Raw genomic sequence first — 15,302 nt, forward strand, 5'->3', positions numbered from 1 at the left:
CCGCTGGCCCACCTCGTCCAGCCCGTGCACGCACCGCCGGGCCCGACAGTGCGGCGAGCCGGAAGATGACGGTCACGGCCCACCCTCGGGCGTCCAAGCGAAGCCCGCCCCCGCCTTCGCCCCTAAGGTTTGGCCGGAAACCCCACACTCGCCGCCGCCTCCGAAGACGAGACCGAATCCGTGCCCCAGACCACGTTCCACCGGCACAACACGGACTACGAGCCCATAGCAGAACCTGAGTTCTCATAGCGAATATGAGGAACGGTTCATACCCTCGACTCCGTACGAGAGCTCAGCGGCGGACGGACCGGGCAGGTCGTTCTCGCCTTCGTCGGCACCCTCGCCGGCACGAGCCTCACCCGGCGGCTACGCGGCTTCCGTCCCGGCCATCCGGGAGCGCGGTTGCGTGTGCGCACGGCGACCAGCGAGGGCGTCAGCGACCTCGTCCGCCGCGGCGAAGCGGTGCTCGGCCTGCGCTACGACGAGGACAACCACCCGGACATCATCTCGACGAAGACGTACGACGAGGAACTCGTGGCTGTAGCCGCCCCCGACCACCCGCTTGTGGCCGGACAACACCCGGATACCGCCCCCGATCACCCGCTTGTGGCCGAGCGACGCCTGGATCGCCACCACCCGCTCACGGCCGGGCACCGGCTGGATCGCCGTCGACTGGCCGAGCACCCCTGGATCACCTTTCCGCCGCGCCCCGGCGAAGCCCGTCGGCCCTACGCCGACGCGCTGGAACGGCTGCTGGGCAGAGACGCGCTCAGCATGACGGAGATCGTGCCGATCGACAGCCTGACGGCCCAGATCAAGATGGTCGAAGCCGGATTCGGCCTGGCCCTCCTGCCGCGCAGCGGAGTCGAGGACGAGGTCAACTCGGGGCGGATCCGCGTCCTGGACATCGCGGAGGCCGCCTTCTCGATCCCGGTCGCGCTCATCCAGCGACGCCACGGCTTTCTGAGCGGCGCCGCCAAAGCCCTCCGGGACCTGCTCCTGGAGGGCGATCAGAGCGACAGCGGCACGGGGTGAATCTCGTCGGCGGGGTGGCCCGACCGCTGGTGAATCCGTTGTACGGCCTCCGCGCTCGGTGCGTCGGACAGGCAGTAGATGACGCCTTCCTCGGGGTCCGCCCACGCCTGCACGAAGGACACTCCCTCGTCGGCCTGTATCGCGAGGTCGGCCTCGTGCGCTTCGCGGAACTGCTCGTCAGTGATACCCACCATGTCGTGGTGGACGTCCATGAACCTCGTCATGGCTTCCTCCTGTAGACATCTGTCGCCGCAGACATGCTGTAGACACCCGGCGCACGTCTTTCTCAGCCTAGATCCGACATAAGTCATCAATCACCCCAACATTCCTCAAATGGCACGTCGGGGAACACCCGCCTTTCCCGGCATATGATCATTCAACGGCCTTATGATCATTTCGACTGTTCCCGATCTCGCGAGGAGTCCACCGTGACCGAAAAGTCGGACTTGTGGGCAAATGGCATCGACACCACCCGGCCCAGCATCGCCAGGGCCTATGACGTCGTGCTCAACGGCAAGGACAACTTCGAGGTCGACCGCGCGTTCGTCGCCGAGATCGTGAAAGTCGTCCCCGAGATCTACGACGTGGCCACGTACAACAGGGAGATCCTCGGCCGGGGCGTGCGCTTTCTCGTCGAGCGCGGCATCACGCAATTCATCGATCTCGGCTCCGGCCTGCCGACGGTGGAGAACACGCATCACGTGGCGCAACGGGCCAACCCGGACGCGCACGTGGTCTATGTCGACAACGACCCGATGGTGCTGGCCCACGGCCGGGCGATCCTGGCCGAGAACGACCGGACCGGGGTGGTCACGTCCGACCTGCGTGAGCCGAAGTCGATCCTGGCCGATGAGACGGTCCAGCGGCTCATCGACCTGGACCAGCCGGTAGGCGTGATGCTGGTCGGCATCCTGCACCACCTGCACGACAGTGAGGACCCGAAGGGCATCGTCGAGGAGTACATGGCGGCGGTCCCGTCCGGCAGCTACGTCTTCATCACCCATTTCTGCTCCGCCACCCAGGACGCGCGTGACGCGGAGAAGAAGTTCCTCGCGCTGCTCGGCACCGGCCGCTTCCGGACTCCCGAGGAGATCACCTCGTTCTTCGACGGGTACGACCTGGTCGAGCCCAGCGTCGTCCCGCTGCCCCTGTGGCGTCCCGAGGACACCGTCCCCGAGGAGCCCAGTGTCGGCCAGCGCCTCATGTACGGCGGCATCGCCAGGAAGCCCTGACCCGCTCGCACTGGTGGAGTCAAGGGTCTCGCCCCGCCGTCCCCCACTCTCCGCCCCCGGCGCCTCGCCGATCGTGAGCGGCGCGCCGACGCGGGGCCGACTTGTCAGCGCGATGGCCATGGTAGGCTCGTGCGAGTTGCAGTTCTGGTACCCAAATGAACTTTGTGTGCGCCTGACGGACGTAGCCCTCAGGCGCATTTTGTTTGCCGGTCATTTCCGGATGGGTCATTTCGGCGACGTGGGGCCCGTGACCTGCGGGTTCCGTCTACTGCGCCTATCCAAAGGAGATCGACATGGCGACTGGCACCGTGAAGTGGTTCAACTCTGAAAAGGGCTTCGGCTTCATCGAGCAGGACGGCGGCGGCGCCGACGTCTTCGCCCACTACTCCAACATCGCTGCCCAGGGCTTCCGTGAGCTGCACGAGGGCCAGAAGGTCAGCTTCGACATCACGCAGGGCCAGAAGGGCCCCCAGGCCGAGAACATCGTTCCCGCCTGACGCTGGTCACGCACGGCGAGCCGGGGTTCGCACCTGAAGAGGTGCGGGCCCCGGCTCGTCGCATTGCGGGCCTGTGTCATGAGCTCGCGCCCCAGCCATCCGTTCTCCCGTGCCCCGCAGAGGGTCTCCATCTCCAGGGACTTCAGTGGCGACGGGCGATCGTCTTTCGCCCCCGGGGGTCCCTCCCTGGGAGTTGAGTCGTGACGGGCGGTCGTTTCCGTGTCTCCACAGGGGGTGTCCCTGTCCAGGACCTCAGCGGCGACGGGTGGCAGTCTTCCATTCCCCAGAGTCCCGCCCAGGGACCTCAGCCGTGACGGGCGGTCGTCCTCCGTGCCCCCGCAAGGGGCCTTCCTGCCCTGGGACCTCAACTGTGACGGGCGGTCGTCCTCCATGCCCCCGCAAGGGGCTCTCCCTGCCCAGGGACCTCAGCCACCACGGTCCGTCACGGAGGTTGAGACGGTCGTGTGACGAACCACCCCGAGAGGCCGCCGCACCAGAGCCGCTCCCGCTGCCCGGTGGCGTGAGACGCGGCGGCGGCGCTGCCCCGTCTGAAAGTCGGCTGTTGGCCACGTCGATGCCGGTCGGTGGACAAGGCGGGGTTCGCGCTACTGTCCGGGCTGAGCATCGATGATCACGGAAGTGTAGTCTGCCCGCCTCGGATCATGATCTACAGGAGGCGACGCGTGCACGCCACTCAATGGTCACGTCAGGAGTTCGTCGAGTTGAAGGTCGATGGCCCGGGCATGGTTGTTGAGGACCTGCACCTCGACCGCTGCTCGTTCGTCATGTGCGACCTGGGGGCGGATGATTCGGCACTCAGGCGGGTCGTCCGCAATGTCACAGTCTCCCGGTGCGTCTTCAACGGATGTGACGTGAAGGGCGTCTACTTCGACGAGGTCACGGTCAGTAACCTCAAGATCCGCGGTTGGGGCAGGCTCTTCGGGTGCGTGCTCCGCCATGTCACGCTCAGCGGCCAGGTCCCCGGGACGCTCAGCGTCTTCCCGCCCGGCGGGTGGTGGGACGCCGAGTGCCGGGCCCGGCTGGATGAGGCGATCGCGGACGCGTACCAGGAAGTCGATTGGGCGCTTGACATCTCCGGCGCCGAGTTCCTCGATGTCGATCTCCGCCATTTGCCTGGCCATCTCGTCAGGCGGGATCCGGAGACGCAGTTCCTGCTGCGGAAGGAGACGCTCGACGGCCTGGACCTGGGGCACTTCGGCCCGCACGCGCGGGGTTTCCTGGCGGCGCTGGCTGACAGCCCGTTCGACTCGATGGTGGCGGTCGCGCCCAAGCGGTCGGCGTGGTACCCGAACATTTTCGAGGATCTGGAGGAGCTGCGGAAGCTGGGCCTTGCCGAGTAGCGGCCCCAGCGCTCTCAAAGGTCAACCATTCCGCCGCCGCTGTCTGCGGGCCCCTTCGGAGTTGTGTTGCGCGATGGTACGGATGTTGACCGAGTGCCCGGAGAGGTGCTGACCGATAAATAGCTTCGCCAGCGCCAGCGCCAGCGCCACCGCCAGCGCCAGCGCCAGCGCCACCGCCAGCGCCAGCGCCAGCGCCACCGCCACCGCCAGCGCCAGCGCCAGCGCCACCGCCACCGCCAGCGCCGGCGCCAGCGCCGTGTCGCGTCCGCGGCGGGGATCGTGGACAGTCGAGGACTTCTACATGGCGGCATACACACTCAGCCATGCGATTGTTTATAAGTTACCGACGAAACCGATTAATCGCCAAAAGTGGCTTATGGGGGAGATTGCCCAAAAATGGGAATTGCTGCCGCTGGGGGGAAATTGTGCATTACGGCAGGCCCTTTATTGTGATAAGGCTAATCGGTGCAGTGTCGCTTTGGTGATGATCCTCTGTCTATGAACGTTCTTGTGACTACAGGGCTGGGCTCGCGTTATCTTGTCACGGCGGATACTTCCGCGGATCAGTGGTTCAAGATCGGCGAGGGATGTCGGCTGATGAAAAGCAAGCGCGTCTGGCAGGCCATGAGAAACTTTGCGGACAAGGCACTGCTCAACCTTCCCGTCACCGCTCTTCTCGGAATGGCGGTCCCCGGATTGGGGGTCGCGGTCTCGATTGTCGAGGATCAGGCCCATACTGCCGTTGTCGTGGCCTTATTGATCTGCGCGATGCTCGCCGGCCTTTCCATCTGGCTGAGGCATACGAGCGATGGCGGCTACAAGGAGGTCGCCGCCCGATTGGCGCGCACACTCTCCGGCGGCGGCCTTCCCGTCATCCTCGCCCTTGGCCGGTTGTGCAGTAAGGACAATCGCGGTGAGGCCGACCCCGCGGCCGATTTTCTCATCCATCAGATCGTCACCGCGGCCAGGCGTACCTGCAGCCATGCCAAGCAGCCGAGCTTGACGAAGGCCGCTTACTATAAGTTCGAGCCTGATGGGTATCTTCATCTTAAGAACGCGCTCTGGGGGTCCGGATCTCCGCGCCGCACATTGGGCGTCGATGGCGATCACGACAAAGATCTCCTGCAATTCGCATTGAACCCGATGCGGGTCAAGCGCGTAGATGATATTAGCCGGGAGGATTGCTTTCTCGATGTCCTGGAGATGGGCACCCCCGGCTACAGGAGCTGTATCGCCAGCTCCGTCGGTGTCAAGGAAGCTGGTCTCCAGGAAGGGCTGCTGGTGGTGGTCTCGCCCGAGGCAAAGGCATTCGAAGATTCGGACGTGGAGGCGCTCAGACTGCTCGGCGGAGCTCTAGCCGCAGGTCTGGCGCATGTTCATGGTCTGTGAGACTTTGATGGCAGCGGCATCGAAGGAGCAACCAATGATCGGAAGGGGCCCAAATGGAAAGTAAACCTACTGCCAGTGACGATGTCATCGAAAGGGCCGAACGGGTCGCGGACGAGAAGCTGGACGCGGACGAGTATTACACGGAGGTCGAACGACGTGCCGTCCTGCTGGTGGAGAAGGAGGTCAAGAGGAGCCGCGCGAAACTCCGGCTTCGCTGGCGCCCGGCCGGAGCTTGATCGAGGTAATGCGAACACGCATGAAGGTCGCCGGATATGACTACGCTGCGCAGGCGGTTGCGGGTCGCACCATTGAGGTCGGCTCGCCTTAGCCCGAGCCGACGACCACACAGACGAGCGAGGGAACCTTCAACGGTGAAGGCTGCCTCGTGTCACGTCACCGCCGTTCGCAGGCGGCGGGCCGCACCTGGATCGCGCGAATCCTTTCGACATCGAGCTTCATGGAGCGATCAAAGGTATAGATACCGTTCTGCTCCTGGAACACATCGGTGAGCTGCGTGTAGCAATAGCCGAACATGTCCGGATTATCGAGCAATGTGCCGACGAGGCCGCCGAACCGTACGTAGAACTCTTCCTCGCCGGTCGGACGAACTCCATACCCCCACGACCCGTCGAGCGCATCAGCTCCCGCGACCCACCAGATGCCGCCGAACTCACTGACGAAATACGGCTGCCCCCGATAGGCGGCGGACATCGGGCCATCCGGGCTGGTGTTCATGAACGGCCGCCCGGAGGCGAGGCCGGCGTGGTTCGCGGCGAAGACCGCCGGATCCTGCTCATAGTCGTGCGAGTCCACGACATCGGTCTCCGCGACGCGGTGCGCGTAACCCGACACGTCCAGGACGGGACGCGTCGGGTCGGCGAGCTTCGTCGCCAGCCACATCGCCCGTGTCACGTCGTCGAGCTGGGTGATCCGGTCCGTCAGTATCTGTGAGGTCTCGTTCAGCGGGCACCAGCCGACGATCGACGGATGGCTCAGGTCGCGGCGCACGGCTTCGAGCCACTGCGTCACCATCGACGCCGTCGGCCGCTGATTCTCCCCGGCCGGTCCGGAAGTGTCGACCCCCCAGTCGCCGAACTCTCCCCAGACCAGATAGCCCAGCCGATCCGCATGGTAGAGGTATCGCTCCTCGAACACCTTCTGGTGCAGCCGGGCCCCGTTGAAACCCGCGGCGATGCCCAGCTCGATGTCGTGGGCGAGCGCGCGGTCGCTCGGGGCCGTCATCAGCGACCGCGGCCAGTACCCCTGGTCGAGTACGAGCCGCTGGAACACCGGTCGGCCGTTGAGCAGTAACCGGTTGCCGTCGATCGAGACCGAGCGCAGCCCCGCGTACGATCTGACCTCGTCGACCACGACCCCGGCCGCGTCGAGGATCTGGACGCCCAGCCCGTACAGGTGCGGATCGGTCGGAGACCACGTCCTGACCGCGCCTTCCGGCAGCCGCAGGGTGAGCCTGGGGGAGAGGTCGAGATCGGCGCGCACCTCCGCCTCGGCCAGGACGGCGCCCGCCGGACCGTTCGTGTCGTGATCGTAGGTCTCGGTGAGCCGGAGCCGGACGCGATGGCCGGGCCGGTTGGCCGGCAGCAGGACGGTGACGTCGAAGCCGGCCGACGCCAGCTGGGGCACGACCCGCACCTCGCGGGCGTGCACGTCGCCGACCGGCTCCAGCCACACCGTCTGCCAGATCCCCGTCGTCCTGGTGTAGAGGCAGCCCGCGTTGGCGTACTCCCTCGACTGCTTGCCGCGCGCCTGCAGACTGTGGCGGCTGTCGCGGGCCCGGACCACGATCACGGCGTCCTCGCCCGGCGCGGCCACGCCGGTGAGATCGGCCGTGAACGGGGTGAAACCACCCCGATGCCGGACGACCTCGTGCCCGTTTACCCAGACGGTCGCGTCATGGTCGACGGCGCCGAAGTGCAGCAGTACGGTGCGACCGGCCCATGCCTCGGGAACGCGGACCGTCCGCCGGTACCAGACCGCCTCCATGAAGTCGACGTTCGCGACACCGGACAGCTCGCTCTCCGGGGCGAAGGGCACGGTGATCCGGCCCGACAGCTCACGTTCGACCAGCCCGCGTTCGAGGCCGGAGTCGCCGGCGTCGATCTCGAACTGCCACTCGCCGTTCAGGTTCAGCCAGTCCGTACGCACCAGGGCGGGCCGAGGGTATTCCGGGCGGGGAATGGGCGAGTGCATCGGCGATCCGGGCCTTTCTGAAGATCGGTTTTCGCCCAGCTCCTACCGCATATTCGGCTGGCCCGCAACCCGTTGACCCTCGAGGTAAACGCCATGTATACCTGGGCCATACCTGATGCATCCTCCAAGCGCCGACGAGGTGGAGATGTCATGGCAGTAATCAGCAGGCGGACCTTTCTCGCAGGCAGTGCCGCCGCGCTGGGTACCACCACCCTGGCGGCCTGCGGCAATCCCACGACCTTGCCCGAATCCATGCAGGTGGTCCGCGCCGGTAACGGTGGCCCGAGCCGGGGCGGCATCCTGTACTTCGGTCTCTCCACGGACCCGGCCAACCTCGACCCGCATCTCAGCACCGGCAGCGCCTCCGACTACCTGCGCCAACTCGCCTACAACGGGCTGGTGCAGTACAACGGCGCCGGAGAGATCGTCGGGGACCTCGCGACCGAGTTCGGCTGGGCCGACGAGCTGACCTACAAGGTCAAGCTCCGCTCAGGAGTCACCTTCCACGACGGCTCCCCGATGACGGCCGAGGACGTGGTCTTCTCCTTCCGCCGCATGATGGACAAGGAGACCGCGGCGGCATCGGGTCCGCTGCTCACACAGGTCACCTCCGTCGAGGCGCCCGACGCCACGACCGTGACCTTCACCCTGAAGCAGCCCGACGTGGCCTTCCCCTTCGCGCTGGCCGCGCCCACCACCAACATCGTCTCCAAGAAGTGGATCGAGGCGGGGGCGAACACCAAGACGCAGGTCATGGGCACCGGCCCGTTCCGGTTCGTGGAGCGCATCCCCGGAGTGAGCACCACCTTCGTCCGGTTCGAGCACTACTTCGAGTCCGGCCTCCCGTACCTCAACGGCATCGTCTTCCAGCCGATGAGCGACGACTACGCCCGCGTGATGGCCCTGCGCACGGCGACCGTGGACATGATCGACTATGTCCCGGCCACCCACGTCGGCGTCATCTCCGAGAACCCCCGGCTGCGCTTCGCCTCGGACAAGACCTTCGGTTTCGGCTTCGTCGGGTTCGTGACCAGCAGGAAGCCCTTCGACGACGTGCGGGTCCGCAAGGCGATCGCCATGTCGATCAACCGGCAGTCGGTCCTGGACACCGCGCTGCTCGGGCACGGCAGGCCGATGGACGGCGCCCTGATGTCGGAGACGTTCGCTCCGTACGCGCGCGGACTCGACGGCACCATCCCGTACGACCCTGAACAGGCCAGGTTCCTGCTGAAACAGGCCGGGCAGGAGGGCCTGACCCTGCCGGTGGTCACCACCAGCTCGTACTCGGTCATCGCCCGGCCCGCCCAGGCGATGCTGCCGGGCCTGCGCGCGGCCGGCCTGAACGTGAACCTCACGCAGCAGGAATGGCTGACCTTCCGGGCCAGCGTGACCGACAAGGTCTTCCCCGTCCACTCCTGGGGGACGGCGCCGAAGTTCGGCGACCCCGCGTCGCTGGGCGACTTCATCGGCAGTACGGGCACCTTCGCCAAGTACCTCGACTTCGCCGACGACAAGATCGACGAGCTGCTCGCCCAGGGACGAAAGACCTCGGAACAGAGCCTGCGCGACGAGATCTACCTCGACATCGAGAAGCGGGCGCTGGAGCTGGTTCCGATGACCTACACCGTCCGCCGCGAGCAGGGCGAGGCTCACTACACCTACGTCAAGGGTTACGAGCACCCGCCGAAGGGCGCCTGGACCGCCACGGCCCTGCGCCGGACCTGGATGGAGAAGACGGCGTGAGGCGATTCCTGGCCAAGCGGTTCGCGCAGGCGATCCTGCAGTTGCTCCTCGTCGGCACCATCGTCTTCTTCCTGGTACGCCTCATCCCGGGCGATCCCGCCAAGGCGGTGCTGGGCGAGGCGGCCACCGAGCAGCAGATCGCCCAGACGCGGCTGGCGATGCACCTCGACGAACCCTTCTTCGGGCAGTTCATCGGCTTCTGGGCGCGGCTGTTCCAGGGCGATCTCGGCACCTCGCTGATCAGCGGGCGCCCGGTGATGCAGGACCTGCCCTCCCGCATCGGCAACTCGCTGGAACTGGTCCTGATCGCGCTGGCCGTCTCCCTGGTGGTCGGCATCGTCCTGGGCCGGATGGCCGCCACCCGCGCCGACAAGCCGGCCGACCACGTGCTGGTCGCCGGGTCCATCTTCGGCATCTCCCTGCCCGTCTTCGTGGTCGGCACCCTGCTGTTGCTGGTGTTCGCCATCCTCATTCCGATCCTGCCGCCGGCGCGCTTCGCCTCACCGTTCGAAGATCCCCTCACGCACCTGCACATCCTCATCCTGCCGGTGGTCACGCTGACGGCGGCCTCGTGCGCCGTGGTCACCCGGATGACCAGGGCGTCCATGCTGGAGACCCTCAACGCCGACTACGTCCGTACGGCCCGCGCCAAAGGGCTGGTGGAGAAACGCGTCATCAACCGGCACGCCCTGCGTACGGCGATGCTGTCCGTGGTCTCCGTGACGACGGTGGAGCTGACGACGCTGATCGGCAGCACGGTCCTGGTGGAGACCATCTTCGGCTGGCCGGGGATGAGCTCCCTGCTCATGAACGCCGTGGGGCAGCGCGACTACCCCGTCATCCAGGCCGTCGTCCTCGCCGCGGCCACCATCGTCATCCTGGTCAACCTGGTCGGAGACCTGGTCGTCAGGGCACTCGACCCCCGGGCGGAGGACAACTGATCATGGCCACTGTGCTGTCAGGCGCACCGGCGATCACGAGCGCCGACAGGAAGACCTTCCTGCGGCGGCTGCTGGCCAACCGCAGGACGTCCGTCGCGGGCGCCTTCCTGCTGCTGGTCGCGCTCGTCGCGGTGTTCGCCCCGTTCCTTGCCCCGTACGATTACCGCGACATCGTCGGCAAGCCGCTGACCTCCGGCGCGGCGCTGGGCATCGACGACTTCGGCCGCGACGTGCTGTCCCGCCTGCTGATCGGGCTGCGGGTCTCCCTCGGGGTGGCGCTGTCGGCGGTCCTGGTGGCGGCGGTCATCGGCGTCGCGCTCGGACTGGTGGCCGGGTACGTCGGCCGCTGGGTCTCGACGATCATCATGCGCGGCATCGACGTCCTGCTGAGCTTCCCCCCGATCGTGCTGGCCATCGCGGTGGTGGCGATCCTGGGGCCGGCCCTGGTGAACGTCGTCCTGGTGATCGGCGTCCTGTACATCCCGAGATTCACCAGGATCGTGTACACCCAGGTGCTGTCCATCAGGAACCTGGAGTACGTCGAAGCCTCAAAGATCATGGGCGCCAAACCGGCCGGCATCCTGGCCGGGACGATCCTGCCGAACGTGGCCGCGCCCATCATCGTCCAGCTCAGCCTGTCGGTCAGCTTCGCCATCCAGATGGAGGCCGGCCTGAGCTTCCTCGGCCTCGGCGCGCAGCCGCCCCTGCCCTCGCTGGGCACGATGGTCGGCTCGGGCCGCGACTTCCTGGAGGTCCAGCCGACGCTGCTGATCTACCCGTCCGTGCTCATCATCCTCGTCGTCCTCGCCCTCAACGTCTTCGGGGACGGCCTGCGTGACCTGCTCGACCCGCGCCGCCGTGGCACCAGCTGAGACGTGGCACCAACCGAAAGGAACCACCACATGACCCTCCCTTCCACCCACAGGCTCGGTGAGCTCTCCTGGACCCAGGTCAAGGAGCTGGCGGAACGGGACCCGATCATCCTGCTGCCGATCGGCGCCGTCGAGCAGCACGGCCCGCACCTGCCCATCCACGAGGACTCCATCGTGGCCGAATGGGTCGCCGACAAGCTGGCGGCGGAGAACGGGTGCTATGTCGCCCCGGCCCTCCACTACGGGCACTCCGGCACCTTCCGCGGCTACGCCGGCAACCTCTCCCTGAGTCAGGCGACCCTGCGCAACGTCACGTACGAGATCATCGAGGCGCTGGTCCAGTCCGGATTCCGGCGCATCATCATCGTGGACAACAACGGCGGCAACGTCGGGCCCGTCACCGGCGCCGCCCTCGACGCGCGCCGCGACCTTGGCGTGCTGATCGGGCACCTGTACCCGTGGCAGCTCGGCTACGCGCTCATGCGCGACGTGTACGAGGACGCCACCACGGCGTACGGACACGGCGCCGAGCCCGAGCACTCCGCGATGCTCGCGATGTTCCCCGAGCAGGTGCGCAGTGAGCTGGCCGCCCCGGGAGGGCTGGCGTCCGGCAGCGGCTGGACGCCGACGAGCTACCTGGAGACGGCGATCCCCGGTCAGACCGTACGCGGGACCGTCTTCTGGGACTTCTCCGAGGTGAGCGAGACCGGATGCACCGGCGACGTGAGCCTCGGCGACGCCAAGATCGGCGAGATCTGGATCGAGCGGGTCATCGGTTTCTGCTCCGCCTACATCCAGGAGTACGACCGCAACACCAAGGCCGAGTAGCCCTGCATGAGCGTTTGGGGAGACACATGACAACCGACACGATCCTCTCGGTCGAGCAGCTCTCGGTGGATTTCCAGATCGCGGGCGAATGGACCGCCGCGGTGAAAGACGTCAGCTTCTCGGTCGCCAAGGGCGAGGTGGTGGCGCTGGTCGGGGAGTCCGGCTCGGGCAAGTCCGTCAGCTCGATGTCGGTGCTCGGGCTGCTGGCGCCGAACGCGCGGCGCCGCGGGAGCATCCGGTTCGGCGACACCGAGCTGATCGGCCTCGGCGAGGAGCCGCTGCGCGCCATCCGGGGCAAGCGGATCGCGATGATCTTTCAGGAGCCGATGACCGCGCTGAACCCCGTCTACACCATCGGCGAGCAGATCATCGAGGCGATCCTGTGCCACGAGCGCCTGCCCGTCGCCGAGGCCCGGTCGCGGACCCTGGAACTGCTGCGCAAGGTCGGCATCCCGGAGCCGGAGTCGCGGATCGACAGCTACCCGCACCAGCTGTCCGGCGGTCAGCGGCAGCGCGCGATGATCGCCATGGCGATCTGCGGCTCGCCGGAGGTCATCATCGCCGACGAGCCGACCACCGCCCTCGACGTCACCGTGCAGGCGGAGATCCTGGAGCTCCTGCGCCGTCTGCAGAAGGACCTCGGCTCGGCGGTCATCGTCATCACCCACGACATGGGAGTGGTCGCCGACCTGGCCGACCGGGTCGTGGTGATGAAGCAGGGCGAGGTCGTGGAGGAGGCACCCGTCGCCCGGCTGTTCGCCGACCCCCGCCACGAGTACACCCGCAAGCTGCTGGCCGCGGTGCCCCGGCGCGGGCAGGCGGAATCGGCCCGCGCCACGGCCGAGCCCGCCGATGGCATGACGCTGCGGGTCACCGATCTCGAGGTCGAGTACCCCGGACGGCTCGGCCGCAAGGGCTTCAAAGCGGTGCACGGCGTCAGCTTCGCCATCGAGAAGGGGAAGGTCCTCGGTCTCGTGGGGGAGTCCGGCTCGGGCAAGTCCACGATCGGCCGGGCGATCGTCGGGCTGGCGCGGGCCTCGGCGGGCGCGATCGAGATCTGCGGGCGCGAGGTGACAGGGCTCAAAGCCGGGCAATTGCGCGACTTCCGCCGGACGTACTCGATGGTCTTCCAGGATCCGGGCTCCTCGCTCGACCCGCGCCGGTCGATCGGCGACTCGATCGCGGCACCGATGATCATCAATCGGTACGCCGGTCGCGCCGCCGTACGCGAGCGGGTGCTGGACCTGCTGGAGCAGGTGGAGCTGCCCAAGAGCTGGGCCGACCGGTTCCCGCACGAGCTGTCGGGCGGTCAGCGGCAGCGCGTCGGGATCGCCCGCGCGCTGGCGCTGGAGCCCGAGTTGCTCATCGCCGACGAGCCCACCTCGGCGCTGGATGTGTCGGTGCAGGCCACCGTGCTGCGGTTGTTCCAGGAGTTGCAGGACCGGCTCGGCTTCTCCTGCCTGTTCATCAGCCACGACCTCGGGGTCGTCGAACTGCTCGCGCACGATGTCGCCGTCCTGCAACACGGGCGGCTGGTCGAGCACGGGCCGGCTCGCGAGGTGCTGAACCAGCCGCGGACCGACTACACCAAGCGGCTCGTCGCGGCGGCGCCGGTGCCCGATCCCGCCGAGCAGGCCGAGCGCCGCGAGCTGTGGCGGGCCATGGCGAAGTGATCGAGCTGTCTATCGGGTGTTCACTTCAGGCGGGAGACCACCGACTCGTCGGGGCGCAGATGGTTGCGCAGCGTACGTTCGGCGGCCTCGAAGTCGTGCTCGGTCAGCGCCGCGAGCAGGGCGCGGTGCTCCGGGCCGATGACCGCCAGCCGGTTGGGCCGCAGCGAGATCGCGCTGACCCCGATCCGCTGGTGGCGCGGCTGGAGGCTGGTGAACAGGTCGGTCAGGACGGTGTTGCCCGTCGCCTTCACAAACGAATAGTGGAAGAAGAAATCCATCTTCGCGTGCTCGGCGATCGCGTCGCGGTCGCCGGCCCGGCACCGCGCCAGCGTCGAGGGCTCCTCCATCAGGTCCAGGTGCGCGGACAGGCCCGTCGGGATGTCGGTCTTCGTCTCGCACAGGATCCGGAAACCGTGGATCTCGAGCACCTGCCGCATCTCGTAGGTCTCGAACAGCTCGCCGGCCGTCACGCTCCGCACCTGGGCGCCTCGCCTGGGCTGCAGGTCGATGTACTTCTCGGCCGCCAGACGGTGGAACGCCTCCCGGACGGGAGTCCGCGACACGCCGGCCTCGTCGCAGACCAGCTTCTCCTCCAGGAAGGAACCCTCAGGAAACCGGCCGCCGAGGATCGCCTCCCTCGTCCACCGGTAAGCACGCTCACCGGCCGTCGTCGCCGGGACCCTGTCCGGTTCCCAATCCATGCCACCCCCCACGTTCATGTGTATACACAGCGTATACCAATTTCCGTTAGGAGTATCCATTGCAGGACCAGCAAGACCGGAGATATGCCGCCTGGCTGTCCGGTCCGAGCTTCGCCGCGGCCGAGATCGTGGCGGACCTGGGTTACGGGGCGGTGGTCCTCGACATCGAACACGGCTCGTTCGATCTGGCCGATCTGGAACGCTATATCCCGTTCCTGCGTGCTCTCGACCTGGAGGTGCTGGCCAAGGTCCTGGGACCGGAGCGGGGCCCGATCCAGCAGGCCCTCGACTTCGGCGCCACCGCCGTCGTCGTGCCCCACATCGAGGGTGTCGCGCACGCGGCCGCCATCTGCGGGTTCGGTAAGTTCCCGCCGCTGGGCGACCGGAGTTTCGCGGGCGGCCGTACGACCCGCTATGGCGGCTTCGACGACGAGTGGACCGCCCGGCAGGACCGCGAGACCCGCGTCTACCCCATGATCGAGGACGCCGGTGCCCTGGAGCAGATCGCCGACATCCTCGCGCTCCCCACGGTCGACGGCGTCTTCGTCGGCCCCAGTGACCTGTCGCTGCGCCGGGAGCGCGGCGCCTACAGCCGGTCGGAAGGCGACTTCGCCGACCTCAAGATCGTGGCGGACGCGGCCCGCGCCGCCGGCAAGCCCTGGGTGCTGCCCGCGTGGTCGGCGCAGGAGAAGGCGTTCGCGCTGGAGAACGGCGCCGACCAACTCGTCCTGACCATGGAGCACGGCGCCATCATGGCCGGTTTCCGGGCCGCTCTCGACCAGACCCGCGAACTCACCCGCAATCGTTAGGAGACACAGC

At 67.3% G+C, this 15,302-nt stretch carries 15 protein-coding genes and 1 pseudogene; 12 read left to right on the forward strand and 4 right to left on the reverse strand.

Annotated elements, in window-relative coordinates; all coding sequences use genetic code 11:
• Positions 1-357: 357 nt before the first annotated feature.
• Positions 358-1,035 (forward strand): annotated as a pseudogene (locus ACQP2T_RS21315) (substrate-binding domain-containing protein); the annotation flags it as partial.
• On the opposite strand, the gene ACQP2T_RS21320 reads toward ACQP2T_RS21315, so the two are convergent.
• Positions 1,011-1,259 carry an SCO4226 family nickel-binding protein gene (locus ACQP2T_RS21320; protein WP_358553387.1) on the reverse strand — a complete coding sequence of 83 codons (249 nt, stop codon included), beginning with the start codon at positions 1,257-1,259 and terminating at the stop codon, positions 1,011-1,013. The pseudogene ACQP2T_RS21315 and the gene ACQP2T_RS21320 sit on opposite strands and share 25 nt — an antisense overlap.
• 204 nt (positions 1,260-1,463) lie before the next feature.
• Here ACQP2T_RS21320 and ACQP2T_RS21325 point away from each other — a divergent pair, with 204 nt between their 5' ends.
• From ACQP2T_RS21325 to ACQP2T_RS21335, 3 genes are all read left to right on the forward strand, one after another.
• Positions 1,464-2,267: an SAM-dependent methyltransferase gene (locus ACQP2T_RS21325; protein ID WP_433517858.1), complete on the forward strand. Its 804-nt coding sequence runs from the start codon at positions 1,464-1,466 to the stop codon at positions 2,265-2,267.
• 293 nt (positions 2,268-2,560) lie between these two features.
• Positions 2,561-2,764 (forward strand): cold-shock protein, encoded by a 204-nt coding sequence (locus ACQP2T_RS21330; protein ID WP_433517859.1) that lies wholly within the window; start codon positions 2,561-2,563, stop codon positions 2,762-2,764.
• A 683-nt stretch (positions 2,765-3,447) separates the two neighbouring features.
• A complete protein-coding gene (locus tag ACQP2T_RS21335) occupies positions 3,448-4,125 on the forward strand; it encodes a hypothetical protein (protein WP_433517860.1) in 678 nt (225 codons plus the stop codon).
• Between the two features lie 21 nt (positions 4,126-4,146).
• On the opposite strand, the gene ACQP2T_RS21340 is transcribed toward ACQP2T_RS21335, so the two are convergent.
• Positions 4,147-4,353, reverse strand: coding sequence for a hypothetical protein (locus ACQP2T_RS21340; protein WP_433517861.1), 207 nt, complete (start codon positions 4,351-4,353; stop codon positions 4,147-4,149).
• Positions 4,354-4,623: 270 nt separating this feature from the next.
• Here ACQP2T_RS21340 and ACQP2T_RS21345 point away from each other — a divergent pair, with 270 nt between their 5' ends.
• Together ACQP2T_RS21345 and ACQP2T_RS21350 are read left to right on the forward strand one after the other, a co-directional pair.
• Entirely contained in the window at positions 4,624-5,514 is an 891-nt protein-coding gene (locus tag ACQP2T_RS21345; protein ID WP_433517862.1) for a hypothetical protein, read from the forward strand.
• Between the two features lie 53 nt (positions 5,515-5,567).
• A complete protein-coding gene (locus tag ACQP2T_RS21350) occupies positions 5,568-5,750 on the forward strand; it encodes a hypothetical protein (protein WP_433517863.1) in 183 nt (60 codons plus the stop codon).
• A gap of 157 nt (positions 5,751-5,907) precedes the next feature.
• On the opposite strand, the gene ACQP2T_RS21355 is transcribed toward ACQP2T_RS21350, so the two are convergent.
• On the reverse strand, positions 5,908-7,725 hold the full coding sequence (locus ACQP2T_RS21355; protein ID WP_433517864.1) for a glycoside hydrolase family 2 protein: 1,818 nt from the start codon (positions 7,723-7,725) through the stop codon (positions 5,908-5,910).
• A gap of 150 nt (positions 7,726-7,875) precedes the next feature.
• On the opposite strand from ACQP2T_RS21355, the gene ACQP2T_RS21360 reads away from it, so the two are divergent.
• Genes ACQP2T_RS21360 through ACQP2T_RS21380 form a run of 5 tightly spaced genes read left to right on the forward strand, consistent with a single transcriptional unit; the run spans position 7,876 to position 13,782 of the window.
• On the forward strand, positions 7,876-9,468 hold the full coding sequence (locus ACQP2T_RS21360) for an ABC transporter substrate-binding protein (protein ID WP_433517865.1): 1,593 nt from the start codon (positions 7,876-7,878) through the stop codon (positions 9,466-9,468).
• Complete coding sequence (locus tag ACQP2T_RS21365) at positions 9,465-10,409, forward strand: ABC transporter permease (RefSeq protein WP_433517866.1); 945 nt, start codon at positions 9,465-9,467, stop codon at positions 10,407-10,409. Before ACQP2T_RS21360 ends, ACQP2T_RS21365 begins: the two co-directional genes overlap by 4 nt.
• Positions 10,410-10,411: 2 nt before the next feature.
• Entirely contained in the window at positions 10,412-11,281 is an 870-nt protein-coding gene (locus ACQP2T_RS21370; RefSeq protein WP_357951287.1) for an ABC transporter permease, read from the forward strand.
• A gap of 30 nt (positions 11,282-11,311) precedes the next feature.
• Positions 11,312-12,109 carry a creatininase family protein gene (locus tag ACQP2T_RS21375; protein ID WP_433517867.1) on the forward strand — a complete coding sequence of 266 codons (798 nt, stop codon included), beginning with the start codon at positions 11,312-11,314 and terminating at the stop codon, positions 12,107-12,109.
• A gap of 26 nt (positions 12,110-12,135) precedes the next feature.
• A complete protein-coding gene (locus ACQP2T_RS21380; RefSeq protein ID WP_433517868.1) occupies positions 12,136-13,782 on the forward strand; it encodes an ABC transporter ATP-binding protein in 1,647 nt (548 codons plus the stop codon).
• Between the two features lie 20 nt (positions 13,783-13,802).
• On the opposite strand, the gene ACQP2T_RS21385 is transcribed toward ACQP2T_RS21380, so the two are convergent.
• Positions 13,803-14,501: a GntR family transcriptional regulator gene (locus tag ACQP2T_RS21385; RefSeq protein WP_433517869.1), complete on the reverse strand. Its 699-nt coding sequence runs from the start codon at positions 14,499-14,501 to the stop codon at positions 13,803-13,805.
• A gap of 41 nt (positions 14,502-14,542) precedes the next feature.
• Here ACQP2T_RS21385 and ACQP2T_RS21390 point away from each other — a divergent pair, with 41 nt between their 5' ends.
• The gene (locus ACQP2T_RS21390; protein WP_433517870.1) at positions 14,543-15,292 is read left to right on the forward strand and encodes an HpcH/HpaI aldolase family protein; all 750 of its coding nucleotides are present in this window, start codon (positions 14,543-14,545) and stop codon (positions 15,290-15,292) included.
• Positions 15,293-15,302: the final 10 nt, after the last annotated feature.

This window comes from Nonomuraea sp. CA-143628 (genome assembly GCF_050942315.1).
Taxonomy (GTDB): domain Bacteria; phylum Actinomycetota; class Actinomycetes; order Streptosporangiales; family Streptosporangiaceae; genus Nonomuraea.